Raw genomic sequence first — 22757 nt, 5'->3', positions numbered from 1 at the left:
TCCGTAAGCCGTCTGCGCGTGTGTACCTGCGGTATTGGCAGTTCGTCCAATGTGTGGTTAACCATGCGTTGCTGATCTGAGGCACTACCGCCAGGACAGTTGGGCAGTATCTCGGTTACGAAATGGCGCGCCGCTCTTTGAACAAAATCCGACTTCGTTCCAGGGTTTGGGCTACGCGGGCCATCGAAACTCGCCGAGTAGACGATCGTCTGACCACGAAGATGAATAGGCAGCCATGATTGAGGGCCGTGGGAGATGATTCTAATACGTCCCACCTGCTCTGGACCCAGGTTCGACATTTCACCTGCGAGCATCTCTAAATAAGGCCGAGAAATAGCGAAAATGGCCAATGAGTTTGGTTTGGTCCCAAGAATCAACTCTGCAACTGGCGAAGGTCGACCTAATGCTTTTGTCAGTTCGGACCACCAATCTGCAGAGGTAGCAGTCTCCTTCGTTCGGTTTTGGGGGTTCTGAGCATGGCCACGAGTGATTGTGGCCTCGTAGGGAGGGATTAAGGTTTTAGCGCCGACAAGTCCGACACCGGCAGAGACAATCATCAATTGCGCCGATGATTGCTCTGCGGCCGCCTGGGCTTCTCGCATCGCTCGGCCTTGATAAAGTTGAGTAGCTGGAAGCCGATCCGGAGCTTTATCAAGTCTGCGGACCCAGTCGCGGGCGAGACCTCGGAGTGTCTGCCGGGGAAGAGTGCGAAGAGAAAGTGCCGAGGTGGCGGGTCTGCTCTTTCGGGCGGTACAGTTGGTAAAGAGGTAAGCCGCGGTGTACGTCCCGCCCATCCCAATTGCTCCCGCTGGGTTTTCTTCAAGGCTAGCTATATTCGGGTCGCTACTCTACCACCATAAGTTGCATTAATCACCAAGAATGGGCCAGACAATGACTCGCATTAAATGGAGGTGACCTGCCTGCCGATTGGCGGACCAATTGATTCTAGAGAAGATGCCCCTTGCCGGGGGAGCGAGGAGCCATGAAGATGGCCTGCCCCGGGTTTTGCATGCGAATTGCGTGGACGTCAGGACAGTTTAATAGATCGAAGACCTGCCCCGCATCGTTCTATACGCGGAGGCTTTTCCCTGAGCATCGCGCCTATAGCTTTGTTGACCTTTGCTGCAAAGTCCGTCCTTGGAGTCCCGCGCAGGGTGCTTACACTCCGCATAGAACAGATCTTTTTGACCAGGGTGTCTTGATTCGACCGCCCACTCTCTGTGGTCCGAAGTGCTTGAACGATCCAATTTTTTATCGTTGCGTGTTTCGCATTCTTCAGGGTATCGAGTTTGGCCATTGACTCTAACTCCACCCGTTCGCAAGTGGTAAAACCCTGGTCAATACGTAGGCAGCAACCGGCACGTAGCGATCTCGTTTCGGAAACAGTGTGCACATATAGGACCGTCGCCGGCTGTCGTCGTCAATTTGATCAGTCCGCGTGCCGAGTGTGCCGCCAATCTGGTCGAGCACAGTGCGCACAGAGATACCAGCAGCGGCGTTTAGTTCTTGTTCAGAGGCCTTTCTTAGGGTTGACCAAGGGGGCGTAACAGTTTTGTCCAGTCGAGCCTGGCTCAGTTCAGCCCACTGAACGACCGGATTAATAGATCCCAATACAGACATTCTCAATCCGTGCGTAAGTCGATGCAGTACTTCTGGCGTTGATTTGGAGTACTCGAGGCAGCGGACATCGGTGCTACTTCGGAAAGCCGTGTAGGCCACCAAGAGATCCCATCCGCTGAGTGCCTGGATGCGGTAGAGGTGCGCAGTCGCGCGCTCCTGTGGTCCCACGACGGGCGCCAGGCTCAAGCCCTTCTGTCCATGCTCCGCGATACTGATGGTTCCGAGTTTCATTTCATTTTCTTAGCAGTTCATGACATGCCGTTACGTCTCGGGGTGCAGGACAGGGCGGATCGGACGTCTAGTGGCGGAAAGCGAACCCCCGTTCAGCCGAAAAAACTCTCATGGCCATGAAAAACCGGATGAAATCGTGATCGTTCCATTCGTCGAAAACCACTACTTGCTTAATGTCATGGAATTTCGATAACCGTTGTCCGATTTCATCATCAGATTGGACCTTGCCCTGCACCGTCTTCCTAAGCCGGATCTTTCGCTTGTATAACGATAAGAACCAGGCAGGGAGATTCTCCTTCTCGCCTTTGCCTGCAGTTCTTTTTCCACCCCAGGAACCGGGTTCTCTGAAAGTTATGTGGGCATAGGGACGTCCAGCGTAGGCTCCCGCCGTCGCTGGTTGGACCATGATTGATTGCCGGGTGAGCTGCGCCGTGCGATTGCTAGCATTCGAAGGCGCGAGGAAAGGCGAGATCACGAGTGCTTCGTGGGTCACACCGTCTTTGTTCGTTACCTGCTTGGGGAATAGTTCAATGAACCACGGGCCGCGGCTTTTCAGGTTGTTATCACGAACTTGGTATAGGCGCGGTTTGACACGAAACTCGGTCCCGTGAACGCGATCGATACGGAGCCCCTTGATGGCGGCTTGCTCTATCGTTAGTAATTCAGGTAGGTACTGGTCCGCATGCTTCACGTTGGCTCTCCTTAGCGCTTCGACTACGGCAACAACATCCAGCTGTTCGCCAAACGGATTGCTGAGATTTTGGGTGAGCGGGTAACGGAACTACGGTGACCAGATTCACAGGTTTCGGCATCTACCAATACGAAAAGCTGGGGTGATAGAGGACATGCCAAAGAATGAGCCGTACCCCAAATCCCTTAATGGGGCCTACCGAATTACCGGAATGCCGCACAGGCTCACCCCCTGAGCCTCCCCCCTGAGATAATCTCCACGACACAGTGATTGACGTTGACAAAGCCCGTTGGCGAGACTAATCTGCTGTCATCGTCAACGGAGATTGTCAATGTCGCAGGTCTTCCCGATCGCTATCCCCGACGAAGCCCTTGATTTCAAAGGCTCGGCGACCGAGCTCGCGGAGCTCTGCAACCAGCTCCTGCAGGACAACGGGATCGAGGATGGCGAGGTCGCCAACGAGCGCCTGGTCCGCCACTACGTCTCCGTCGAGGTCCTGACGCCGCCGGTCCGGCAGGGCCGGGAGGCGGTTTACGGGGCGCGGCAGGCGGCCGAGTTCGTGATCGCCAGGAAGCTCCTCAAGGACGGCTGGCCGCTGGCGAAGATCGGGGAACTGATGCAGACATACGACCTGCCCATCCCCGCATTGCAGGAGGGCGAGCCGGAGTCGCCGACCGAGGCCGAGCGGGCGATCGCCCGGATCAGGGCGTCGCAGGCCGCTCCGGACAAGGTCTCGCGACGCCGGAGTGCGCCGCCGGTGGAACCACCGATGCACATGAGCAAGCGGTCCATCTCGGATCGTGAGCCGCCGCGCTCTGACTCGCTGGCCCGGGCGGCCGGCCTCGCGGCGCGGCGTATGGGCCTGGAGGAGACCCTGCGGGAGCTCGGCAACGAGTCCGGGGTCGTGGAGCGGGAGGAGATGGTGCAACTGCGGCTGACGCCGTGGGCGACGGTTTACGTGGACGCGCGCGAGCTGCGCCGGCTGGGGCCGGCGGACGCGGAGGCGCTTGGGAAGGCGCTCGCTGAGGCGCTGCGCGAGGCAAGGATGACCCGAGGAGAACGGAAATGAACAGGGAACTGAAGAACGAACTGAATCTGGTGATGACGCCGGCGCGCGCTGCGGTGCTGGCCGATCATCGCAGCACGGTGGACGTGCTGGTCCGCGTGCAGGCGCCGCCCCAGCCCGAGAAGGACCGCCCCGCACGCGGCCCGGTGCACGTGGCGCTGGTAGTGGATCGCTCCGGCAGCATGTCGGGCAAGCCGCTCGCCGAGGCCAAGCGCTGTGCGCGCATGGTGGTGGACGGACTGAACCCGGGGGACAAGGCCGCCATCGTGATCTACGACGACTCGGTCGAGCGCCTGACCGAGCTGCTGGGCATGGACGAGCGCGACACGCTGCGACGTGCGATCGACTCGATCGGCTCAGGCGGCTGCACCAACCTGCACGGCGGCTGGCTGGCCGGCGCCGAGACCCTCGCGCCGCACACCGGCACGGGCATCCTGTCGCGCGTGATCCTCCTGTCGGACGGCCGGGCCAACAAGGGCATCACCGATGTCGGCAGGATCACCGAGCAGGTGGCGCAACTCGCGGACGCCGGCGTGACCACCTCGACCTACGGCCTCGGGCATCACTTCAACGAGGAGCTCATGACCGCGATGGCCGATGCCGGCCGCGGCAATGCCTACTACGGCCAGAGCGCGGACGACCTGGCCGACCCGTTCCAGGAGGAGCTGGCGCTGATGGGCGCGCTGTGCGCCCGCGAGGTGGAGTTGCTGGTGGAGACCGCGGCGGGCGTTTCGGCCAAGGTGCTCAACGGCTACCGGCGCGGCGCGCGCGGCGGCTGGCGCCTGCCGGACGTGGCGTACGAGGGCGAGGCCTGGGCCGTGCTGCAGCTCATCGTCGAGACGGGTACCGCGACGGCGGGCGAGGTGCGCGACCTGGTGAAGGTGCGCGCGGCCTGGCGTGACCTCGACGGGGTCGAGCACGAGACGAGTCGAGAATCGCTGGCGCTGCCCGTGATGCCGGCGGCGGCTTATGCCGCGGTGGCCGAGGATCCGCTGGTGCGCCGGCGCGTCGACGAGTTGACGGTGGCGGGCATGCAGCAGACCGCGCGGGAGGCGGCACGCCGGCACGACTGGAACGCGGTGAACCTGGCCCTCGCGCAAGCGCGACAGTTGGCGGCCGACAATCCGTGGCTGCAGGGCGTCGTCGGGGAGCTCGAGGAGCTCGCCCGCCAGCGCGACGAGATGATGTTTGCCAAGGAGGCGATGTACAGCGCGCGCCGCGTGAGCAGCCGGCTGGCGCCGGTGAACGAGTGTCGGGATCCGGGCGACATGGATGCGCCCGACTACCTGCGCCGCAAGCGTGCGCAGGGCAAGGCCGAGCCGCGGCGGCGGGACCCGCGGTAAACGTGATGCCCCGGTGGCTCATCTCCTGAGCCACCGGGGCGGCACACTGGTTCCAAGCCTGCAGCTTGCTTAGCGCCGCAGGCAGATTTAAATTCGATCACGCATCAAGAGTGAGCTGACGCTCCGCCAACCTGCCCGACCCGGGCAAGGTGGCTGCCCCGAAAGGGGGATGTGGCCGACCCAGGCAACGAACCGGGTCCATTCCACAACGCGCGTCAGTTTCCTTTGCAACGACAACGCATTGGAGGCTGGACCCATGACTACTCGTACCTTCCCGGCAATTGATCTCGACTACCGTCCCGCCGGCTACTTCCGTCCGCAGTCACTGGAGGACTATGTCCTGTCGCGGGTGAAGGGCGCGGTGGTGAAGGCGCGCCTGCGCGAGCTGCTGGCGTCCAACGAGCATGACGAGGTGGCGCAGCTGTTGCGGGAACACGGCGTGCCCGAGGAGGAGTGCCGGGCGCTCGGCGGCGTGCACCCGCTCCTGATGGGCGGCAACTATCTCCCGGGCTCCGATTCCGGGGAGGTCGAGATCGCGCGCATCTTCATCCACTCGACCACGGGCGACGTGACCGCCGTCTACGCCCGCATGGCCGGCCCGCAGATCCACTACCGGGTGGTGGACGAGTACGGCGGCGATACGCTCCAGGGCAAGACGACCTGCGAGTCGACCCGACCGCTCACGCTCGGCGATTTGTATGACTTCTTCACGAGCGCCTGGCCGTTCCACGAGGTTCTCGACATGAACTTCGAGGGCGACACCGAGAGCATGCTCGGCTTCTTCGTGGCGGAGTCGGACTTTTATCCGGAGCTGGATGCGCTGTGCCGGGTGAGGGTGGTGGAGGCGTTTCCGGTGTTGGAGGAGGAGGGGGAGTGAATTCCTGGACGCGGTCTTAAACGTTGGCCAGGGGCGTGTACGATGCCGGGCCCGAGGACGACTATCGAGCCCTGGTCATCAGGACGAACGTTGAGATTTTCTATCTGGCGAAGGGTGTCGTCGTCCCGATCACGGAGTCCGAGGCACAGCGGATTGTCGAGAATCCGTTCATGTACTACTTCTCAACGGCGCTGAAGCTTCATTTCAGAATCGAGCGTGCCAAGTTCATCTGGCGGGCCATGGAAGCCCCGCCAGCGCGAGAATCGTCGCACTAGCGCGAGAATCGCGACCTGTTCAGCTTCATCTGTAGCTGCAAGCATTGTCAGTAGCCATGCCGCTCTTATGCGTGACACCGGTCGTCGGCGCCATGCTTCCATTGATTGCCGCAAGTTAGCAAGATTGCTAATATCCACCGTGATCTTCGAGATCGAGTACTACCATCCGAAGGTCCTGGCCACGATCGAGGGTTGCCTGAGTGAAGTACCACCCCGTGAAGCACGATCACAAGGCGTTCATCGAGCGCGCGCGGAAGCGGAAAGGGTTCTCCGAGGACTACGAGAACCTGGAGATCGAATACCAGGTCGCAGACCAGCTGCTCAGGGCTCGAGCGCGTGCTGGCCTTACCCAGGACGCCGTGGCAGAACTCATGGGCACCACAAAGAGTGCGATTTCCCGCCTCGAAGCGGCCGGCAAGCACGCGCCGTCCCTGAGCACCCTCAAGCGTTATGCGCATGCCGTGGGCTGCAAGCTGGAAGTGAGGCTTGTGCCTGAAGAATGAAGGACGAGGTCCTGTAACAGGATGCCCAACACTCCCACCCCCATCGTCCACCATCACCAACTCGGCAACGGTCGCCATGCCCTCGAGACCGTCACGCACTTTCCGCTGCCGGTCGAGGAGGTGTTTCCGTTCTTCTGCGACGTGCAGAACCTGGAACGCATCACGCCGCCGGAGTTGGCGTTTCGCGTGCTCACGCCGGGGCCGGTGGCGATCGGCCTGGATACGCTGGTCGATTACCGCCTGGGGCTGTTCGGCGTTCCGTTCGGCTGGCGGTCGCGCATCAGCGTGTGGGAGCCGCCGCTGTGCTTCGTCGATGAGCAGCTGCGCGGTCCGTATCACACGTGGATTCATCGCCACACCTTCGAGGCGGTCGAGGACAGCACGCGCATGACGGACCGGGTGGATTACCGGCTGCCGCTGCATCCCGTGTCGGGGCTGGCGTTGCCGCTGGTGCGTCGTCAGCTGAACCGGATCTTCGTGTTTCGTGGTCGGACCATTCGCAAGCTACTGCTTTGATCTCGGCGTTTCCGCGGAAACGCGCTTTTGCCAGGGAAGTGACGCATTTTCCGGTGGCGGACCGAGGTGCTTTCGAAAGCATCCTCTTCGTGTCGAAACTGGGGGTTCGAATTCCTGTTGAACTGACGGACGCTCCTTCGTTCATGCCGTGTGGACGCAGGGATGCCAACCGTTCTCCGATCTGGCCCGTACCGGTTTTTCTTCTATTCCAGCGATGGAGAGGAGCCGCCGCATGTGCACGTGCAGCGCGGCCAGGCGGAGGCGAAGTTCTGGCTTGACCCGCTGCGGCTGGGGCGAAGCGTCGGCTACCGGCCCTCGGAGCTGCGGCGCATCGGGAGTATCATCGACGCAAATCGTCCACAGCTTCTGGAGGCCTGGGATGAATTCTTCAGCAGAGCAGGTTGAAACGCCGCGCGCCGTGTCAGTAACCAGTTCCGATGACGAGCTGACCGTCCAGTTCAGTGACGGCCGGACGATTTCTGTTCCGCTGTCGTGGTATCCACGCCTGGAGCACGCGACGAGTGAAGAGCGGCGGGACTGGGAGCTGATCGCACACGGCACCGGCATCCATTGGCCGGCGGTCGATGAGGATATCAGCGTCGATTCGCTGCTGCGTGGCTTGCCTTCGAACGAGTCCCAGGCGTCGTTACGCCGGTGGCTGGCGGGACGTGAGCGTTGAGCGGACGCGTCGAGTCGCTGCTTCGTAGCCTGGTGGGGCCAGTGGCGAGTCTGTCCGAGACAAACTCACTCCGCCGCCCGCTTGCGCGCCTTCGATCATCGGAGACTACCGCCAGCCGGGGACAGGTGCTAGGTTCTCCCGAGGCTCGGCAGCACGCCGACTCGAGGACACTAGCTTGGACAACCCAGCCCGCCGGCAGTTGCTGAAATTTCTCGCGGCCAGTCCCCTGCTGTACTGCACAGCGGCAGGGCGGCTGCTGGCCGAGGAGTCGTTGGACGCCATCGAGCTGCCCGACTACCTCATCGGGTCGCCGGCCGATGCGCTGGATGTGTTCGATTTCCACGCGGTGGCGAAGCACACGCTGCCGCCGGCCCACTACGGTTACCTCGCCACCGGCACGGACGGCAACGAGACCCTGACAGCCAACCGCCGCGCTTTCGAGCAGGTTTACCTCCGGCCGAGCCGCATGGTGGACACCAGCAGGATCAGCCTCGAGACCACGCTGCTCGGTGAGTCGCTCCAGTCACCGATTGTGCTGGCCCCGGTCGGCAGCCAGGGCGCTTTTCATCCGGATGCGGAGCTCGCCACGGCGCGGGCCGCCAGGGCGCAGGGCCACCTGCAGCTCCTGTCGAACGTGGCGACCACGCCGATCGAGGACGTGATGGCCGCGCGCGGCGAGCCGGTCTGGTTCCAGTTCTACCCGACCAACCAGTGGTCGACGGCGCAGATGATGCTGGAACGGGCCGAGCGAGCCGGGGCGCGGGTGGTGGTGCTGACCGTGGACCTCAACTCCGGCAGCAACCGGGTGTTGCTGGGCCAGCATGTGCGCACCGACGATCGCGACTGCACGACGTGCCACGGCACGGGCAGCGTCGAGGACTTCCTGCGCATGAACCCGATGTACCAGGGATCGCGAGCGACGTACGCCAATTTCGCCATGGCCGACATGACCTGGGACTACCTCGACCGGATTCGCGGGGCCACCTCGATGAAGATCGTGGTGAAGGGCATCGTCACGCGCGAGGATGCGGCCAGCGCGGTGGAGGCGGGGGCCGACGCGGTCTACGTCTCCAACCACGGCGGGCGCGCCGAGGCCAGCGGCTGGGGCGCGCTCGAGAGCCTGCCCGAGGTCGTGGAGACCGTGAACGGCCGCGTCCCGGTCATGATCGACAGCGGGTTCCGCCGCGGCACCGACATCTTCAAGGCCCTGGCGCTGGGCGCGGATGCGGTGTGTATCGGCCGGCCGTATATCTGGGGCCTGGCGGCGTTCGGCCAAGCGGGCGTCGAGAAAGTCCTGGAGATGCTGAAGGCGGAGCTGGCGATGGTGATGGGGCAGGTGGGCGCGGTCTCGATCGAGGACATCAGCCGCCGGCATGTCGGGGTGCGGTAGGGGCGTCAGCGCCGCTCAGGCGGTCGCATTTCCGGTTAAACGCCTCGGATTCTGACGCTGGAGCTTGGAGCATGGCCGCTGCACGCTGGAGTAGTGGCCGTTTACATGTTCACAAGCTACTTCGAGCGAGAAGTGCTGCGTAAGCGGCCCTATATTGAGAAGAGCTGGTGCATCCGTGTGATCGAGAATCCGGTTCGCTGGGAACGTCAGGGCCAGAACAGGTTTCGCTTCTGGGCGCCAATACCTGAGCTTGGCAACAGGTACTTGAGAGTGGTCACCCTCGAGGATAGAGTGACTATCCACAACGCTTTCCCCGACCGGGGGGTCCGGCCATGAAGCTGAGCTACCACGCCGAGACGGATTCACTGTACATCGACCTGTCAGATCGGCCGAGCGCTGAGAGTCGTGAGATCTCCGAGGGCGTGGTGCTCGATTATGATTCAGACGGGCAGCTGGTTGGGATCGATATCGACAATGCTTCGGCGAAAGTCGACCTGGGCAGGCTTGTATTGAGCCGTTTGCCCGGGAAGGTGGAAACTGCGGTCGCCTGATATGGTGTCGCACGGTTGCTTCGGTGCCAAACGATGCTCAAATCGGCCAACCGAACAAAACTGATCCACGTCCGAGAGAAGGGCGTACCGAAGGTTGAGTTCGACGAGGGTCCGTTTACGAAGCGGGAGTTGCGCCTGTTGTCGGAGCTGGCGACCCGGTTCGAGGGTGAGCTGACCAGGCCGCTGGTCAGTTTCACTCACGATGAGCTGGGCCCGTGGTCGAAGATCTGGGACAACGGTCGCGGCAAGAATGCGCGAATCCCGTATTCGCTCGCCATCCCCGACGAGCAACCCGACCGGGAAGAGATTCTTGCGTCCGCCGCGGAGTTTGAGAGCATCGCTGCGGCGGACGCGCAGCGTCACTGAGCCAGGCTTGCCTGCCGAGACTGCGCCGTGGCCCCCGGACGAGTTTTCCGGCATGAGCAGTTCTACCTCGACTGCGAAACCAGCCTGCTCAAGCCCAAGTAGTTTCTGGGGTTGGCAGTGGATTCCTCCGGTGACTGCGTCGCCCGCTTGCTCACCAGTCGTGCATATGGCCGGCGCGAAGACCCTCCCTGCTTCCATGGAGCCCCTTATCCGGGGTATTTCCTAGGGATTCCCGGGCAAGGCCTCGCGCTTCGCACGTGGGTCGACTTGCGACCCCTCGAGGACTTCGACGGGCTTGAGTTTCAGCGCCTGATGGCCCGCGGCCTGATCTCTGCAGCCCTCGACCTGCCGGCGACGATTCTCGTCGACGTGCTCGATCGCGGATATCAGCCGCCGGCATGTCGAGGTGCGGTAGGGGCGTTACGCGTTTTCCGGTGATAACTCACCTTCGGCGCTGCGACGCATCGGGAGTATCATCGACGCAAATCGTCCACAGCTTCTGGAGGCCTGGGATGAGTTCTTCAGCAGAGCAGGTTGAAATGCCGCGCGCCGTATCAGTCAGCAGCTCCGATGACGAGCTGATGGTGCAATTCACTGACGGCCGGAGTATTTCTGTTCCGTTGTCCTGGTATCCAAGGCTGGAGCACGCGACGAGGGAAGAGCGGCAGGTTTGGGAGCTAATCGGGGACGGTGCCGGCATCCACTGGCCCGCCGTCGACGAGGACATCAGCGTCCTTTCGCTGCTGCGCGGCCTGCCGTCTAATGAGTCCCAGGCGTCCCTGCGTCGTTGGCTCGCGGGTCGCGGCGGCTGACCTGCAAGAAGTCACACCCAACAGGCTCGTCCCCTGAGCCCGCCACCCGCGGATACGTCCCCCGTCACCCGGACGTGACGGGCCTTGTGCCGGGCCCGGGGCAATTACCTACATACGCCCCCCATACCCACTCCTATGTTTTGGTGGCGTGCGTCACGAAAGCACGTCCGTCGCCGGCGTTTCCCTCCTGTCACTCCGCGGGGTAACGAGGGGCGCGGTCGGGCGGGCGAAATGCTTATGGGGAATCCGCTGCGCAGAACAGAACACAGGAGGCTGATGATGAAAGATAAGGATTTAAACCAGAAAGACCGCCGTGCTTTTTTGCTGGGCATGGGGGCTGCTGGCGTGTCCGCGGCGTTCGCGGGTCCGGTGCTGGCGGCTTCGGGCAGCGAACCGGAGAGCAAGTGGGATCGCGAACACGAAATCGTCATCATCGGTTCTGGTTTCGCCGGCCTGGCGGCCGCGATCCAGGCCAAGAAACTCGGCGCAAAGGACGTCGTCATCTACGAAAAAATGCCGGTGCTTGGCGGCAACTCGGCCATCAATGGCGGCCTGTTCGCGGCCCCGGGAACGCCATTGCAGAAGAAAGAAGGCGTGACGGATTCCGCTGACATCATGGCCGGCGACCAGATGAAAGCCGGCCGTGGCGTCGCCGACGAGGCCCTGCTGAAACACATTGCGTCGCGGGCCAACGAGGCGCTGCAGCTGACCATCGATGCCGGCGCCGAATACTTCCCGTACCTGCAGCAGCTCGGCGGACATTCCGTGCCGCGGACCTACCAGACGACGGTGACCTCCGGCGGCGGCATTACCCAGCCGCTGATCAAGGAATGCCGGCGGCTCGGCGTCAAGATCGTCAACCGCGCCAAGTTCGAGAAATTCGTCGTTGATGAAAAGGGCGCTGTCGTCGGCGCGGTGATCAACGAGGGCTACTATTTCGGCCGCGGCAGGAAGGGCAAGCCAGTCAGGGTGCGGTCGCAGCGCGGCGTGTTGATCGCCGCGGGCGGTTTCGCGAGCAATGTCGGCTTGCGCTCGGCGCAGGACCCGACGCTGACGGCGGAGGTGCCCTCGACCAATATCCCGGGCGCCACCGGCGAGGCCTTGCTGGAGATGTTCAGGGTGGGGGCCGTCCCGGTCCACATGGCGTTCATCCAGACAGGCCCCTGGGCCTCCCCCGACGAGGGCGGGTTCGGCTATGTCTCCAACTATTCGATCTTCAATTTCCCGCACTCAATCTCGGTCGACGTGAAGACGGGCCGCCGTTTCATGGATGAAATCGCGGACCGCAAGACGCGGGCCGATGCGCAACTCGCCCGGCGCGACGACGAAGGCAATCCGATGCCGCCGGTGACCATCACCAGCTACGAGCATGCCAAGGCACACCCGTCGGTGAAGAAAGTGCTGAAGTACGGCGTGGGCTGGAAGTTCGACACGCTCGAAGAACTGGCCGAACACCACGGCATACCGTTTGCGGAACTCAAGAAGCAGGTCGACCAGTACAACACCTACGTCAAGAACGGTGTGGACGAGCAGTTCGGCAAGTCGATGGAGAAGGCGAAAGGCAAATTCATCGAGGCGCCGTTCGTTACGGTCCGCAACTGGCCCAAGGTTCATTATTGCCACGGTGGCGCTCAGATCGACGTACAGGCCAGGGTCCTTGATTCCTCCACCTGGAAACCCATCCCGGGGCTCTTCGCTGCCGGCGAGGTCTCCGGCGGCACGCATGGTCAAAGCCGCTTGGGAAGTTGCTCGATACCCGACTGCATGGTCATGGGCATGACTGCAGCTGAAACCATGATGAGCGCTTAGGAGGCGGGGACAATGATGATGAAAAAACTTGGCAAACTCGTATTTCTTTCCGTAACGGTCGCATTCGTCGCCGGCGCCGGCCTTGCTGATTCCACCCTCGAACAATTCGACAAGATCAAGGGGCGCAGCTACCACGCGAGCTTCTATGACGGAGAGTCTTGCGACGTCTGTCACGAGACCAATCGCGCCACCAGCCTCCCTGCGGATGACGCGTGCCAGTCATGCCACGACCTGGACAGCCTGGTCGAGGCGACCGCGCGACCGGCCGGCGAAGAGGGCCAGAACCCGCATGACAACCTGCATTACGGCCGGGATGTTCCGTGCATGGAGTGTCATGGGGAACACCAGGCCAGGCAACATATGTGTGCCGACTGCCACTCCTTCGAGTATCCGAACTTCAAGGAGTGACCCGGACAGGGTGGGCGCCGGCGGGCGCCCACCCACCTTCACCAGCGCCATCCGCCATGTTCAGTCCGCCCGAGACTCAACCGACAAGTCGCGGTCACGGCGCAGTCGGCGCATCACCTCCGGTTCCACGAACCAGAAGGTGTAAGCGTCTTCACTGATGCTTTGCAGGAAGCGATCCAGGGCCTCGGTATCCACGTTGTGCCGCAGGGCGATCGCCACCGCTTCACGGGCGTTGGCGGGGGAGAAGTTGTGCGCGGCGCGAACGCTCCGGACCTCGGCCAGCAGGGATTCCTCATCGGTAAAGGGAAGCGCCGGTGCGTCGGCATCCCAGTCGGCGACGAACAGGGCCCGGATGCCAGGCGGGAGTAGTCCGGCGAACTTGAGCGCATCGCGGACCGCCAGGCGACGCCGAAACGCCTGTAATACGCCGACCACCATGTTCCAGGCCATGTGCGTGGTCTGCAGGTCCGCCGCGTCGCGGGCGTCCAGCATGAATTCCTCGAACTGTTTCGAGGCATGGTAGTACTCTGCCGGCACGGGCATCTTGGGTTCCTCTACTCTCCACGCGTTTCGACCGTAAAATACTGGCTCCGGCACGGCCAGGCAAAAGGCCTCGGTGACCTGGCCGGCAGGCTCGCCCCATGAGCCCGGCCCCCCGGATACTGGCCCCGTCACCGGGACGTGACGGGCCGCGAGCCTGGGCCATGGATGGCATCCCTCGGACAAGGACGGTGACTTGAACCACGCACTCGACCACACCACCCTCAAAACCCGCCAACGCGCCATCCGCCACACTTTCCCCGAGTCCCTCGGCCTGCGCGTGCATCGCGCGCTGAGCTGGCTGCACCGGGCCGAGCAGGAGTCGGACGATCATGACGCGCGGTTCATCTTCTTGTGGATCGCGTTCAACGCGGCTTACGCGCAGGAGTTCCCGCAGCGGCGCGACTTTTCCGAGACGCGGCTGTTGTTGAAGTTTCTCGATCGGCTGATCGATGCGGACCGGGAGAACCTGCTCTATGAACTGGTGTGGAAGCGCTATCCGTCGTCCATCCGGCTGCTGATCGACAACCGCTTCGTCTACCAGCCGTACTGGGATCATGTGAACGGTTACCTCGGCGAGGCGGAGTGGCAGCGGCGCTTCGATCGCAGCCGGGCGTCCGCGCGCCGGGCACTGGGCGAGGGGCGCACGAAGAAGCTGTTCGCCGCGACTTTCGAGCGGCTCTACGTGCTGCGCAACCAGGTGCTGCACGGCGGGGCGACGTGGGACAGCAGCATCAACCGCGACCAGATCCGCGACGGCGCCAACATCCTCGGCGACGTGGTGCCGATCGTGATCCACCTGATGATGGAGAACGCGCAGGGGGTCTGGGGGGAGGCTTGTTATCCGGTGGTGGAGTAGCCGGGCGCGCCGGGCTCGGCGTCAGCCGCACACGAGGTTGGCGAAGACGACCGCCAGTACGCCCGCGAGCAAGGCCATCCCGCTGTTGCGGGCCCGGGACAGTGCGTCAGTGGACGTCCCGGGGGTTCGCCGGGCGACAGCCCAACGGTGCATGCGTGGTGAGAAATAATCCATAGCCGCAGTCTGGGCGCGCCGAAGCGTTGCGTCTGTCTGCCAGCGAACGTGCGCCAGCGAACCGACCTCGTTAGCGGCCCGACCGGCCTTGCGGGCGCGTGCGGACGCGGTGTCGGTCGTCTACCTTTCAGGTACGAGGATGCCGAAATACACAACGGGGCGTACCTATGAAGACATTGATTTCCATGGTCGTGGGCGCCTGGTGCCTGCTGGCCGGCAGCGTCGTGTGGGCGCAGACGGAACACATGATGGAGGGCGGCCGGCACACGGGCTGGTTCGGCGGCTACGGTTTCTGGGGCGCGGTGCTGCTGGGCGTCCTGCTGGCGGCCGTCATTTTTTTACTCATGGATCGCAGGAAAAAGTGACCGTCCTGTCGTTACCAGATCGTGCGCACGTGCTTGTAGCTGCGGATCTGCTGGTCTGACGTCACCAGCGCCACATTGAGATGTCGCGCCAGGGCGACGATCATGCGATCGGCCGGATCGCTGTGGAACGCGCCAGGTAACCGTGTCGATTGCAGCAGCAAGTCGCTGTCCAGCGGCACGAATCGAAGTCCTTCGGTTGCAGCGGCGACATCCAGCCAGTCCGCCACGTCCATCGTCAGCGCCAGTCGCTCCTTCTGCACCAGCATGGCGATTTCCCACGCGGAAATGGCGGACACCAGGATTGAGCCGTGTTCACCTGTTTGCTCACGACGGATAGCGTTTCGCGCGCGGGATGAGAGCGAGGAATCTCCGTTGAGCCACCAGAGCAGGACGTGAGTATCCAGGACGATCATTTCGCCGCCGACCACTCGTCCGCCGCCACCGGCCGGGTCGGGTCCTCGAACTCCAGGATGCTGCCGCGGAGGCGCTCCAGCGGTGAGCGCTCATCCGCCCGGTAGCGCCGTATCTCGATCTTCGGTTGGCCATTGTCGGTGACGATCACGGCGTCTCCCGACGCTTCTACAGCGCGGAAATACTCCAGGGCCTTCGCCTTGAACTCGGACTTCGAAACACGTTTCTCGCGCATGGTGTCGCCATAGTCATGAGGGATAGTCATTACCATAGCGGGCACCAGTGACTACAGCAAGTGGTACAAAATAGGCGGATCGCTGCATAAAGCAGGCTCAAGGACACCGATGAACCCACAGTTCCAACAAGCGCTCGGCGTCCGCCGCCTGACCCTGGGGCATCCCGTGCGCTGGCTGCGGGCCGGCTGGGCCGACTTCCTGTGCACCTGGCCGGTCGGCCTCGCGCATGGCGCGGCGGTGGTGTCGTTCGCGCTGCTCGTGCTGCTCGTCGCGGGCAATGATTTCTGGTTGCTGGCCGGGGCGTTCAGCGGCTTCCTGCTGGTGGCGCCGGTGATCGCGGTCGGTCTTTATGCCATCAGCCGCGAGCTCGAGGCGGGGCGGCCGGGCGGCTTTCGTACCGTGTACGACGCCTGGATGAGCTGGCGCGGGCGGCCGCGGCACGACTGGCGGCTGGTGATCTTCGGTTGCCTGCTGGCGCTGGCGGGCACCGGCTGGGTGATGACCTCCGCGGCGCTGATCACGGCGCTGTCGCCCGAGCCGATCAACAGCCCGGTGGACTTCCTGCGGCATGTCGTCGCCTCGCGGGAGCATTACCTGTTCGAGCTGTGGATGATGCTCGGCGGGGTGCTGGCCGCGCCGGTGTTCGCGTCGAGCGTGATCACCTTGCCGTTGCTGCTGGATCGCCAGGTCACGGTGCTGGAGGCGGTGACGGCGAGCTGGCTGGTGGTGATCAGGAACCCGGCGGTCATGGCGCTGTGGGCCGGGATGCTGGCCGGGCTGTCGGTGGCCGGGCTGGCGGTGGCGCTGGTCGGGAGCCTGGTGGTGGTGCCGTTGTTGGGGCACGCCAGCTGGCATGCCTATACGGACGCGGTGGATGCGGGCGCGCTGCCGGAGCGGGTGCGGGGTGCGCCGTGAACGCGGCCGAGTTGTTCGGCTTCACGGAGCAGCAGATCTCCTGGTTCGGCCTGACCTTCGGGCTGACCGCGTTCATGCTCTACATGCTGTTCATCATCGGCCAGATCGCCTACCAGTCGAAGGCCGGGCTGTTCGGCACCTTCGTGCTGTTCCTGGTGCTGGCGCTCGGCATGCTGGGCTTCGCGGTGAAGCTGTTGATCCAGTGGTTGCTGGATATTTGATAGGGGTGCTTTCCCGGGTTAATTGGCCGGATATCTGGTCTCCGCCTGCCCAAGGTTCCAGTATATAAAGACAGGATGCATCGTTGACGAGGCAATGCAATTGCATTACCTTTTCTTCCTGTCATCCAGCTTGTCCGGAGCCGATCATGGCAACCCAATTCGAAGCAGAGTCCACGCTGACAGACCGTTACCAGACGACGGTGCCGGAACTCGTTCGCCGCGCATTGAAGCTCGGAAAGCGCGACAAGATTCACTACACGGTCCGATCGGGCGGCGAGGTGGTTCTAAGTCGGGCATCGCAGGCTGATGAAGACGATCCGGTGCTGGGGAAGTTCCTCGATTTCCTGGCGCACGACATGGCTGAAAATCCCGACCGTGTCGGGGTGGTGGATGCAGGCCTGGTCGCGCGTATCGAGGCACTGGTGGGCGGCGTTGAAATAGATCTCGATGCAGAACTGCAGGAAGAGAATGAGTGAGCAAGCCGCGTGCGGCCGGCGTGGCCGTCAACGGCTGGGCGCTTTTCGCGCATCCGCTGTTTCTTGACCAGCTGGAGTCTCTCGCGCGCGAAGTAGACGATCTTAGGCATAGGGATCCGACAGGCTATACCCGGAGGAACGCCGCCAAACGACTTGCGGCGATTGCCCGTCTGGCGTTCGAGATCATTCCCCAGGATCCCTCGCGGTCCGAATACCGTCAGGGCCAGGCGCTGGGCGCCGAGCACAAGCACTGGTTCCGCGCGAAGTTCTACCAGCAATATCGCCTATTCTTTCGTTACCAGGCCAAGGCCAGGGTGATCGTCTATGCATGGGTCAACGACGAAGGCACACGACGCGCATGCGGTAGCGCCGACGACGCATACCGGGTGTTCCGCAAGATGCTGCAGGGCGGGAACCCGCCAGATAACTGGGACCAGCTACTTCTTCAAGCGAAGGCGCAAGCCCACAGGATGCGACGCCTCGCGCCGCGATAGACTGGACAGAAATCTCATGACTGAAATTTTCAGGTGAATCCGAACATGTCTCGCACCCCCATCACCCAGGCCCTCGGCCTCGTCTTCTGGCTCGTCCTTGCGTACATCACGGCCGCGATCGGCGCCATCGCCTCGGTCAACGCGCCGGAGTTCTATGGCCAGCTGGTCCAGCCGACCTGGGGTCCGCCGGCGTGGGTGTTCGGCCCGGTCTGGACCACGCTGTTCACGATGATGGGTGTGGCTGCGTGGCTGGTCTGGCGCGCGGCGCCGCTGGAGGCGACGCGCGGGACGCTCGTGCTGTTCGTCGTGCACCTGGCGGTCAATGCGCTGTGGAGCTGGCTGTTCTTCGCCTGGAATCTCGGCGGCTGGGCTTTCGCCGAGGTGCTCGTGCTGTGGGCGCTGATCCTCGCGACGATCGTCGCGTTCTGGCGCTTCAGCCGGATCGCCGGGTTGCTGCTGGTGCCCTACCTTGCGTGGGTGAGCTTTGCCGCTGTGCTGAACTTCTGGTTGTGGCGGGAGAATCCGGGGCTGCTGGGTTAGCGGGACGGACGGGTCGACCCCCGGCCGCAACTCGGCCTTGACTATATTTCCAGAAATATAGAAACTCTCCATCGCCAGCCACCATCAGGGGTCCGCGATGCTGCTACATGAACTCGACGTGTCGCCGGACCTGCCGCTGACATCAGGCACGGCGCTGTTTCTCGAGCGGGCGCAACTCGATCGGCTGGTGGAGACGACGCTGTCCATCGGCCGGGTGCTGGCGGAGTTCAGCGGCGCCACGCCCGAGGTCCACGCCGCGGGACTGTTCAACAGCTTCGATTACCATCTCGCCGCCGACGGTCCCCGGCTGATCGAGATCAACACCAACGCCGGCGGCGCCTTCCTGCAACAGGCGATTCTCGAGGACGCGCGCGGCGTGGTCACGCGGCTTTGCGGCTCGATCGAGCGGCGCGAGGTGGCGCCGCCGGCCAGTATGATGCTGGCGACGTGGGCGGCGCTGCGCCCGGGCCGGATGCTGTCGAGCGTCGCGGTGGTGGACGAGGCGCCCGAGTTGCAGCCCTTGTACCGGGACATGCAAGGCGCGGTCGACGCGCTGCGCGCCATGGGGATCGACGCGCGGGTGAGCGATATCCAGTCGCTGCGCATCGAAGGCGCGCGCCTGGTGGACGGCCAGGGCCCGATCGATTTCGTCTATAACCGCGCCACGGACTTCCTCCTGGCGGATCCCTGTTCCACGACACTGCGCGAAGCCTGGCAGGCGGGCCTGGCAGTGGTGGCGCCCAACCCCGACGTCTACCGGGCCTATGCCGACAAGCGCCTGTTGCTGCGCCTCGCGGCGGAGCGTTGCAATTCACGGCCGGGGCTGGAGGCTGTCCTGCCCACGGTCGAGGTGACGGCGGGGGCGGCGCCCGAGCTGTGGCGGGAGCGCAAGTCGCTGGTGTTCAAGCCCTTCAACGGTTTTGCGTCGCGCGGCGTCGTGCTGGGCGCAAAGATCAGCCGCCGGCGCTTCGATTCCCTGGTCGACGCGGGCTTCATCGCGCAATCCTATGTGCCGCCCATCACGCGCATGGCCGGGCAGGGGGAGGCGACGACGCGCTTCAAGGCCGACATTCGCGTGTGGACGCACGGTTTCACCCCCTGGTATGCCGCCGCGAGACGTTACCGCGGGCAGGTCTCCGGGATGCGCCAGCCGGGAGAGGGCTTCGCCCCGATCATCTGGCTCGCGCCGGGTTCGCAGGGAGTGAGCTGCAGTGCCTGATGATGACGCGCAGTACCACGCGCTGATCGCGCGACGCCTCGAGGCGCTCGGACAGCCCACCCGCCTGGCGATTTTCCGCCGGCTCGTGCGGGCCGGTCCCGACGGCCGCACCGTGGGGGAGCTGCAGGCGGCGCTCGACGTGCCCGCCTCGACGCTGTCCTTTCATCTCAAGCGCCTCATCGAAGTGGGGCTCGTCTACCAGGAACGCAGCGGCGCCACCCTGTACTGCCTGTGCAATCACGCGGTGATGCAGGCCACGGTTGCGTTCATGTTGCGCGAGTGCTGCACCGAAGCCGTGGGTTACAAGGGGCAACCACGCGGTGGACCGCTGGCGTGAGCGCGCGGTCGAAGGCATTCCTTCAAGCGGAGCGCTTCTTCTTGATCGTGGACGGCCACAACGTGCTGTACGCGCTGCGGGGGGTGTTCGTCGAGCACTGGGTGGACGGCCGGCCGCGCTCGGAGGCGCGCGAGGCCCTCGCCACGCGCCTGTCGGCCGCCTTCGATCGGCCCGGCGCAGCGGTGCGGCTATACTTCGACGGGAGCGAGGCGAGTACCGAGCGTCGCTCGGACACGTTGGAAGTGATCTACTCCGGCGGCGTCGGGGAGGGTCGCGCGGACCAGGCGATTCTCGACGACATCAAGCGCGAGTCGCGGGCCGGGATCTTGGATCCGCTGGGGCTGGTGACGAGCGACCTGAAGCTGGCGCGCCTGGCCGAGCGGCGCGGCGTCACGATCATCGCGCCGGAAGACGTCTTGCCGTGGTTGTCGGCCGCGGCCGCAACCGAGGAGGGCATTCCGCCATGAGCGACATGGACGAGCTGCAGGAAACTTTCGCGTACTTCGATGACGACGGCAACGGGCGCATCGACCGCCTCGAGTTCAAGCGGCTCATGGAGGCGCTCGGTGGCGACATGCCGGATGACGAGATGGAGGTCGGTTTCGACTTCATCGATTCGGACGATGACGGCGCCATCGAGTTCAACGAGTTCGCCACGTGGTGGATGAAACGCTGACGTTGCGCCCGCTAGAACAGTCGCATCATCACGAACAGGCCGAGCATCGCGATCCCCAGCGCCATCTTGGCGGCGATCCCGAGCAGCATTCCGACCGTGGCGCCCCAGCCGGCGCGACTCGCCGTCGGCAGGTCGCGCCGCAGCGACAGCTCGCCGAGCAGCGCGCCGATGAAGGGGCCGAGCAAGAGTCCCGGCAGGCCGAAGAAGATGCCCACGATGCCGCCGAGCGCGGCGCCGAGCATGGCGCGGCCCGAGGCGCCGTAACGGCGCGCGCCGAAAGCCCCGGCGACCGAATCCAGGATCATCGCGAGCGCCGCCATGACGCCGAGGGCGATCACTGTGCCGGCGCCCACGTGGGCGAAACCTTCCGCCCAGGCCGCCATCCACAGGCCGGCGAACAGGAGCAACGGGCCCGGGAGGGCCGGCGACACCATCCCCACCAGGCCGGCGATGACCAGGAGCCCGGCGAGGACCAGGAGCAGTGCGGTCACGGGCGTCGCCGCCGGCTGCTAGCTGAATTGCACCTGGGTGCGCAGCTCGTCCAGCGACAGGCTCGGTTCGGCCAGCCCGGCTTCATCCGGCCCGCCGCCGATCACCAGGCCCCGGCCCGCGACGGGCGGCAGGCTGCCGAGCTTGAAGCGCCCCGGCTGCGGCTGTTTGCGAATGAAGCATTCTTCGTCGAAGAACAGCCGGTCGTGGTCGTTGATCTCGTCCGACTCGATGGTGTCGTAGCCGATGGCGGCACGCACCCCGGCCAGCGAGCCGTCGAATTCGATGCTGGCGATGGTCTGTTCGTAGGCGTCGATCAGGAAGGCTTTCATCTGGAATCCCCGGCGCGGTGGCGACACCGGTCATGCTACGCCAAATGACACTCACCGTCCCGGGTATTTGCTCACCACCATGGCGGCCAGTTCGGGCTTTCGGGCGTCGGCGCCGAGATCCCATGTGCGGTAATTGTAGATATCGTCGGCGATCTCGCAGATAACTGCGCGCAATTCCAGCGGGGCCAGCCAGTCCGCGGGAATCGCGGCCATGCCGTAACGGGCGCCGGCGAGATTGCCCGCGACCGCGCCCGTGGCCTGTGAATTGCCGTCGTGGTTCACCGCCAGCAGGATGACCTCGGCGAACGACTTGCCGGCCAGCACGCAATAGATCGCGATGGCCAGCACCTCTTCGGCCGCCTGCCCGCCGCCCAGTTCCTCCAGCGCGCGCGCATGAGGCAGTTCGCTGCCCGCGAGGATCTCGGCCTGTTCGATGGCGTGGAGGGTTTCGGTGTGGCGCGGGTAGCGTTCCACCAGCCGACGCGTTTCGGCCAGTGCCTCGCCGGGGGGCCGCCCGTCGGCAAGCAGAAGCACGAGCGCCGCGAGTGCGCCGGCGGCGAGCTGGCCCGTCGGATGGCCGTGGGTCAGCGCGGCGAGATCGACGCCGAGCTGGAACGCATGTTGCGGGGTCTGCCGGACGCGCGGCAACCACATGAACAGGCCGATCGGGGCGTTGCGGACGAGGGCGCAGGGGCCCTTGCTGTTATTGGGGGCGGTGAGGTCCGGGGGCAGCCCATGCGTGCCGCGGGGTCCGTGTTCATCGGGCGAGTCATCGAGCATGCCGGGTCTCATTTCCTCGAGCGCGGCGAGACAGGTGCTGCCCGGACTGCGCCGGCTGTGCAGCGCGGCCTGCTGGATCAGCCAGCCATCTCCGGCTGGGAGCTGCGCGGCCCCGGCCGAATGTCTCGCGGTTGTCTCGCGCTGGGTATGGAGCCAGCGAAGGTACGCCCGCAGGGTGACCTCCGGTACGCTGGCATGGCCCTCGAGGCAGCCGCGGACCCAGGCGCGCAACAGGCCCTCGGCAGTGAACAGCGACATCTGCGTGGCAGCCGTGATCCGCCCGCGACCGCCATGGGCTTCGGCGTAGCGGGTGATGCCACTCGGGCCGAAGCGCTCGAGGATCCCGGCGCGGCTCATGTTCTCGACAGGCGCGCCCAGCGCATCTCCCGTCGCGCCGCCCAGCAGGCAGCCGCGAAATCGGTCTCTGTAGATGGTCATGCGCTTCGTTTTTCAACCTCGTGCCGGCGTCGTCGCGAATCGTGGCGTGCACCAGTCTCGCTGCTGCCTGGCTCATGGCGTGAGCCCCCGCCGGGCAGGTCATGGAAGAGCAAAAATT

General features: G+C 64.1%; 33 protein-coding genes and 1 riboswitch. Of the genes, 25 read left to right on the top strand and 8 right to left on the bottom strand.

All coding sequences use genetic code 11. From position 1 onward, the window contains the following. Positions 1 to 1918: 1918 nt before the first annotated feature. Positions 1919 to 2542: a hypothetical protein gene (locus G6032_RS06545; protein WP_165281337.1), complete on the bottom strand. Its 624-nt coding sequence runs from the start codon at positions 2540 to 2542 to the stop codon at positions 1919 to 1921. A 331-nt stretch (positions 2543 to 2873) separates the two neighbouring features. Here G6032_RS06545 and G6032_RS06540 point away from each other — a divergent pair, with 331 nt between their 5' ends. The 14 genes from G6032_RS06540 to G6032_RS06475 all read left to right on the top strand — a co-directional run bounded on the left by G6032_RS06540 (position 2874) and on the right by G6032_RS06475 (position 13137). Beyond that, positions 2874 to 3611, top strand: a complete 738-nt coding sequence (locus G6032_RS06540) for a MerR family transcriptional regulator (protein ID WP_165281336.1) — start codon at positions 2874 to 2876, stop codon at positions 3609 to 3611. Further along, the gene (locus G6032_RS06535; protein WP_165281335.1) at positions 3608 to 4951 is read left to right on the top strand and encodes a VWA domain-containing protein; all 1344 of its coding nucleotides are present in this window, start codon (positions 3608 to 3610) and stop codon (positions 4949 to 4951) included. Before G6032_RS06540 ends, G6032_RS06535 begins: the two co-directional genes overlap by 4 nt. Positions 4952 to 5047: 96 nt before the next feature. Next, positions 5048 to 5153: riboswitch (SAM-I-IV-variant riboswitch) on the top strand. Between the two features lie 54 nt (positions 5154 to 5207). Next, positions 5208 to 5828: a hypothetical protein gene (locus tag G6032_RS06530; RefSeq protein WP_165281334.1), complete on the top strand. Its 621-nt coding sequence runs from the start codon at positions 5208 to 5210 to the stop codon at positions 5826 to 5828. 35 nt (positions 5829 to 5863) lie between these two features. Then, positions 5864 to 6103 carry a hypothetical protein gene (locus G6032_RS06525; protein WP_165281333.1) on the top strand — a complete coding sequence of 80 codons (240 nt, stop codon included), beginning with the start codon at positions 5864 to 5866 and terminating at the stop codon, positions 6101 to 6103. 215 nt (positions 6104 to 6318) lie between these two features. After that, positions 6319 to 6606, top strand: a complete 288-nt coding sequence (locus G6032_RS06520; RefSeq protein ID WP_346763770.1) for a helix-turn-helix transcriptional regulator — start codon at positions 6319 to 6321, stop codon at positions 6604 to 6606. Positions 6607 to 6627: 21 nt separating this feature from the next. Further along, positions 6628 to 7122, top strand: a complete 495-nt coding sequence (locus G6032_RS06515; RefSeq protein WP_165281331.1) for an SRPBCC family protein — start codon at positions 6628 to 6630, stop codon at positions 7120 to 7122. Between the two features lie 162 nt (positions 7123 to 7284). Continuing rightward, positions 7285 to 7527 carry a DUF4160 domain-containing protein gene (locus tag G6032_RS06510; protein ID WP_165281330.1) on the top strand — a complete coding sequence of 81 codons (243 nt, stop codon included), beginning with the start codon at positions 7285 to 7287 and terminating at the stop codon, positions 7525 to 7527. Then, positions 7502 to 7801 carry a DUF2442 domain-containing protein gene (locus G6032_RS06505; protein WP_165281329.1) on the top strand — a complete coding sequence of 100 codons (300 nt, stop codon included), beginning with the start codon at positions 7502 to 7504 and terminating at the stop codon, positions 7799 to 7801. Before G6032_RS06510 ends, G6032_RS06505 begins: the two co-directional genes overlap by 26 nt. 175 nt (positions 7802 to 7976) lie before the next feature. Then, complete coding sequence (locus tag G6032_RS06500) at positions 7977 to 9191, top strand: alpha-hydroxy acid oxidase (RefSeq protein WP_206211850.1); 1215 nt, start codon at positions 7977 to 7979, stop codon at positions 9189 to 9191. A 332-nt stretch (positions 9192 to 9523) separates the two neighbouring features. After that, complete coding sequence (locus G6032_RS06495; RefSeq protein ID WP_165281328.1) at positions 9524 to 9742, top strand: DUF2283 domain-containing protein; 219 nt, start codon at positions 9524 to 9526, stop codon at positions 9740 to 9742. A gap of 33 nt (positions 9743 to 9775) precedes the next feature. Continuing rightward, positions 9776 to 10108, top strand: coding sequence for a hypothetical protein (locus G6032_RS06490; protein WP_165281327.1), 333 nt, complete (start codon positions 9776 to 9778; stop codon positions 10106 to 10108). 512 nt (positions 10109 to 10620) lie between these two features. Beyond that, entirely contained in the window at positions 10621 to 10920 is a 300-nt protein-coding gene (locus G6032_RS06485; protein ID WP_165281326.1) for a DUF2442 domain-containing protein, read from the top strand. 279 nt (positions 10921 to 11199) lie between these two features. After that, entirely contained in the window at positions 11200 to 12729 is a 1530-nt protein-coding gene (locus G6032_RS06480) for a flavocytochrome c (RefSeq protein ID WP_165281325.1), read from the top strand. A 12-nt stretch (positions 12730 to 12741) separates the two neighbouring features. Continuing rightward, positions 12742 to 13137 carry a cytochrome c3 family protein gene (locus tag G6032_RS06475; protein ID WP_206211849.1) on the top strand — a complete coding sequence of 132 codons (396 nt, stop codon included), beginning with the start codon at positions 12742 to 12744 and terminating at the stop codon, positions 13135 to 13137. A gap of 60 nt (positions 13138 to 13197) precedes the next feature. Here the strand turns inward: G6032_RS06475 and G6032_RS06470 are convergent, their stop codons facing one another. Further along, the gene (locus tag G6032_RS06470) at positions 13198 to 13680 is read right to left on the bottom strand and encodes a DUF2267 domain-containing protein (protein WP_165281324.1); all 483 of its coding nucleotides are present in this window, start codon (positions 13678 to 13680) and stop codon (positions 13198 to 13200) included. Positions 13681 to 13873: 193 nt separating this feature from the next. On the opposite strand from G6032_RS06470, the gene G6032_RS06465 reads away from it, so the two are divergent. After that, a complete protein-coding gene (locus G6032_RS06465; protein WP_165281323.1) occupies positions 13874 to 14536 on the top strand; it encodes a HEPN domain-containing protein in 663 nt (220 codons plus the stop codon). A gap of 21 nt (positions 14537 to 14557) precedes the next feature. Here G6032_RS06465 and G6032_RS15815 read toward each other — a convergent pair whose 3' ends face one another. Beyond that, positions 14558 to 14689 carry a hypothetical protein gene (locus G6032_RS15815; protein WP_276610895.1) on the bottom strand — a complete coding sequence of 44 codons (132 nt, stop codon included), beginning with the start codon at positions 14687 to 14689 and terminating at the stop codon, positions 14558 to 14560. Positions 14690 to 14877: 188 nt separating this feature from the next. On the opposite strand from G6032_RS15815, the gene G6032_RS06460 reads away from it, so the two are divergent. Further along, positions 14878 to 15075 (top strand): hypothetical protein, encoded by a 198-nt coding sequence (locus G6032_RS06460; protein ID WP_165281322.1) that lies wholly within the window; start codon positions 14878 to 14880, stop codon positions 15073 to 15075. A gap of 11 nt (positions 15076 to 15086) precedes the next feature. On the opposite strand, the gene G6032_RS06455 is transcribed toward G6032_RS06460, so the two are convergent. Both G6032_RS06455 and G6032_RS06450 read right to left on the bottom strand, forming a co-directional pair. Further along, positions 15087 to 15488, bottom strand: a complete 402-nt coding sequence (locus tag G6032_RS06455; protein ID WP_165281321.1) for a type II toxin-antitoxin system VapC family toxin — start codon at positions 15486 to 15488, stop codon at positions 15087 to 15089. Beyond that, positions 15485 to 15751, bottom strand: coding sequence for a hypothetical protein (locus G6032_RS06450; protein WP_206211848.1), 267 nt, complete (start codon positions 15749 to 15751; stop codon positions 15485 to 15487). Before G6032_RS06450 ends, G6032_RS06455 begins: the two co-directional genes overlap by 4 nt. A gap of 79 nt (positions 15752 to 15830) precedes the next feature. Between G6032_RS06450 and G6032_RS06445 the strand changes: the two genes are divergently transcribed. The 9 genes from G6032_RS06445 (at position 15831) to G6032_RS06405 (ending at position 20600) form a co-directional block, all read left to right on the top strand. Continuing rightward, the gene (locus G6032_RS06445; RefSeq protein WP_165281320.1) at positions 15831 to 16637 is read left to right on the top strand and encodes a DUF2189 domain-containing protein; all 807 of its coding nucleotides are present in this window, start codon (positions 15831 to 15833) and stop codon (positions 16635 to 16637) included. Next, positions 16634 to 16858: a DUF2788 domain-containing protein gene (locus G6032_RS06440; protein ID WP_346763769.1), complete on the top strand. Its 225-nt coding sequence runs from the start codon at positions 16634 to 16636 to the stop codon at positions 16856 to 16858. The genes G6032_RS06445 and G6032_RS06440 overlap by 4 nt, the downstream gene beginning before the upstream one ends. 146 nt (positions 16859 to 17004) lie before the next feature. After that, positions 17005 to 17334, top strand: a complete 330-nt coding sequence (locus G6032_RS06435) for a type II toxin-antitoxin system PrlF family antitoxin (protein WP_165281319.1) — start codon at positions 17005 to 17007, stop codon at positions 17332 to 17334. After that, entirely contained in the window at positions 17331 to 17828 is a 498-nt protein-coding gene (locus G6032_RS06430) for a type II toxin-antitoxin system YhaV family toxin (protein ID WP_165281318.1), read from the top strand. Before G6032_RS06435 ends, G6032_RS06430 begins: the two co-directional genes overlap by 4 nt. 45 nt (positions 17829 to 17873) lie before the next feature. After that, positions 17874 to 18368, top strand: a complete 495-nt coding sequence (locus G6032_RS06425) for a TspO/MBR family protein (protein ID WP_165281317.1) — start codon at positions 17874 to 17876, stop codon at positions 18366 to 18368. Positions 18369 to 18465: 97 nt separating this feature from the next. Continuing rightward, positions 18466 to 19587: a hypothetical protein gene (locus G6032_RS06420; RefSeq protein WP_165281316.1), complete on the top strand. Its 1122-nt coding sequence runs from the start codon at positions 18466 to 18468 to the stop codon at positions 19585 to 19587. Beyond that, on the top strand, positions 19580 to 19924 hold the full coding sequence (locus G6032_RS06415; RefSeq protein ID WP_165281315.1) for a helix-turn-helix domain-containing protein: 345 nt from the start codon (positions 19580 to 19582) through the stop codon (positions 19922 to 19924). Before G6032_RS06420 ends, G6032_RS06415 begins: the two co-directional genes overlap by 8 nt. Beyond that, positions 19921 to 20391 carry an NYN domain-containing protein gene (locus G6032_RS06410; RefSeq protein ID WP_165281314.1) on the top strand — a complete coding sequence of 157 codons (471 nt, stop codon included), beginning with the start codon at positions 19921 to 19923 and terminating at the stop codon, positions 20389 to 20391. Before G6032_RS06415 ends, G6032_RS06410 begins: the two co-directional genes overlap by 4 nt. After that, a complete protein-coding gene (locus tag G6032_RS06405) occupies positions 20388 to 20600 on the top strand; it encodes an EF-hand domain-containing protein (RefSeq protein WP_165281313.1) in 213 nt (70 codons plus the stop codon). The genes G6032_RS06410 and G6032_RS06405 overlap by 4 nt, the downstream gene beginning before the upstream one ends. Positions 20601 to 20611: 11 nt before the next feature. On the opposite strand, the gene G6032_RS06400 is transcribed toward G6032_RS06405, so the two are convergent. Genes G6032_RS06400 through G6032_RS06390 form a run of 3 tightly spaced genes read right to left on the bottom strand, consistent with a single transcriptional unit; the run spans position 20612 to position 22639 of the window. Further along, positions 20612 to 21091, bottom strand: coding sequence for a DUF456 domain-containing protein (locus G6032_RS06400; RefSeq protein ID WP_165281312.1), 480 nt, complete (start codon positions 21089 to 21091; stop codon positions 20612 to 20614). Positions 21092 to 21109: 18 nt separating this feature from the next. Next, a complete protein-coding gene (locus G6032_RS06395) occupies positions 21110 to 21421 on the bottom strand; it encodes a hypothetical protein (protein ID WP_165281311.1) in 312 nt (103 codons plus the stop codon). Positions 21422 to 21472: 51 nt separating this feature from the next. Further along, the gene (locus G6032_RS06390; RefSeq protein WP_165281310.1) at positions 21473 to 22639 is read right to left on the bottom strand and encodes an ADP-ribosylglycohydrolase family protein; all 1167 of its coding nucleotides are present in this window, start codon (positions 22637 to 22639) and stop codon (positions 21473 to 21475) included. Positions 22640 to 22757: the final 118 nt, after the last annotated feature.

The organism is Wenzhouxiangella sp. XN24 (genome assembly GCF_011064545.1).
Classification (GTDB): domain Bacteria; phylum Pseudomonadota; class Gammaproteobacteria; order Steroidobacterales; family XN24; genus XN24.
The sequence above is the reverse complement of the archived record's forward strand: the minus strand, read 5'-3'. Positions and strand labels throughout refer to the sequence as shown.

Excerpts from the sequence above, each read along its gene's own strand:
- G6032_RS06495 (WP_165281328.1), top strand. The coding sequence starts at position 9,524 with ATGAAGCTGAGCTACCACGCCGAGACGGATTCACTGTACATCGACCTG.
- G6032_RS06420 (WP_165281316.1), top strand. The coding sequence starts at position 18,466 with ATGCTGCTACATGAACTCGACGTGTCGCCGGACCTGCCGCTGACATCA.
- G6032_RS06460 (WP_165281322.1), top strand. The coding sequence starts at position 14,878 with ATGAAGACATTGATTTCCATGGTCGTGGGCGCCTGGTGCCTGCTGGCC.
- G6032_RS06510 (WP_165281330.1), top strand. The coding sequence starts at position 7,285 with ATGCCAACCGTTCTCCGATCTGGCCCGTACCGGTTTTTCTTCTATTCC.
- G6032_RS06450 (WP_206211848.1), bottom strand. The coding sequence starts at position 15,751 with ATGACTATCCCTCATGACTATGGCGACACCATGCGCGAGAAACGTGTT.
- G6032_RS06475 (WP_206211849.1), top strand. The coding sequence starts at position 12,742 with ATGATGATGAAAAAACTTGGCAAACTCGTATTTCTTTCCGTAACGGTC.
- G6032_RS06540 (WP_165281336.1), top strand. The coding sequence starts at position 2,874 with ATGTCGCAGGTCTTCCCGATCGCTATCCCCGACGAAGCCCTTGATTTC.
- G6032_RS06425 (WP_165281317.1), top strand. The coding sequence starts at position 17,874 with ATGTCTCGCACCCCCATCACCCAGGCCCTCGGCCTCGTCTTCTGGCTC.
- G6032_RS06535 (WP_165281335.1), top strand. The coding sequence starts at position 3,608 with ATGAACAGGGAACTGAAGAACGAACTGAATCTGGTGATGACGCCGGCG.
- G6032_RS06455 (WP_165281321.1), bottom strand. The coding sequence starts at position 15,488 with ATGATCGTCCTGGATACTCACGTCCTGCTCTGGTGGCTCAACGGAGAT.
- G6032_RS06515 (WP_165281331.1), top strand. The coding sequence starts at position 6,628 with ATGCCCAACACTCCCACCCCCATCGTCCACCATCACCAACTCGGCAAC.
- G6032_RS06505 (WP_165281329.1), top strand. The coding sequence starts at position 7,502 with ATGAATTCTTCAGCAGAGCAGGTTGAAACGCCGCGCGCCGTGTCAGTA.
- G6032_RS15815 (WP_276610895.1), bottom strand. The coding sequence starts at position 14,689 with ATGCACCGTTGGGCTGTCGCCCGGCGAACCCCCGGGACGTCCACTGAC.
- G6032_RS06445 (WP_165281320.1), top strand. The coding sequence starts at position 15,831 with ATGAACCCACAGTTCCAACAAGCGCTCGGCGTCCGCCGCCTGACCCTG.
- G6032_RS06470 (WP_165281324.1), bottom strand. The coding sequence starts at position 13,680 with ATGCCCGTGCCGGCAGAGTACTACCATGCCTCGAAACAGTTCGAGGAA.
- G6032_RS06530 (WP_165281334.1), top strand. The coding sequence starts at position 5,208 with ATGACTACTCGTACCTTCCCGGCAATTGATCTCGACTACCGTCCCGCC.
- G6032_RS06395 (WP_165281311.1), bottom strand. The coding sequence starts at position 21,421 with ATGAAAGCCTTCCTGATCGACGCCTACGAACAGACCATCGCCAGCATC.
- G6032_RS06490 (WP_165281327.1), top strand. The coding sequence starts at position 9,776 with ATGCTCAAATCGGCCAACCGAACAAAACTGATCCACGTCCGAGAGAAG.
- G6032_RS06405 (WP_165281313.1), top strand. The coding sequence starts at position 20,388 with ATGAGCGACATGGACGAGCTGCAGGAAACTTTCGCGTACTTCGATGAC.
- G6032_RS06390 (WP_165281310.1), bottom strand. The coding sequence starts at position 22,639 with ATGACCATCTACAGAGACCGATTTCGCGGCTGCCTGCTGGGCGGCGCG.
- G6032_RS06480 (WP_165281325.1), top strand. The coding sequence starts at position 11,200 with ATGAAAGATAAGGATTTAAACCAGAAAGACCGCCGTGCTTTTTTGCTG.
- G6032_RS06485 (WP_165281326.1), top strand. The coding sequence starts at position 10,621 with ATGAGTTCTTCAGCAGAGCAGGTTGAAATGCCGCGCGCCGTATCAGTC.
- G6032_RS06435 (WP_165281319.1), top strand. The coding sequence starts at position 17,005 with ATGGCAACCCAATTCGAAGCAGAGTCCACGCTGACAGACCGTTACCAG.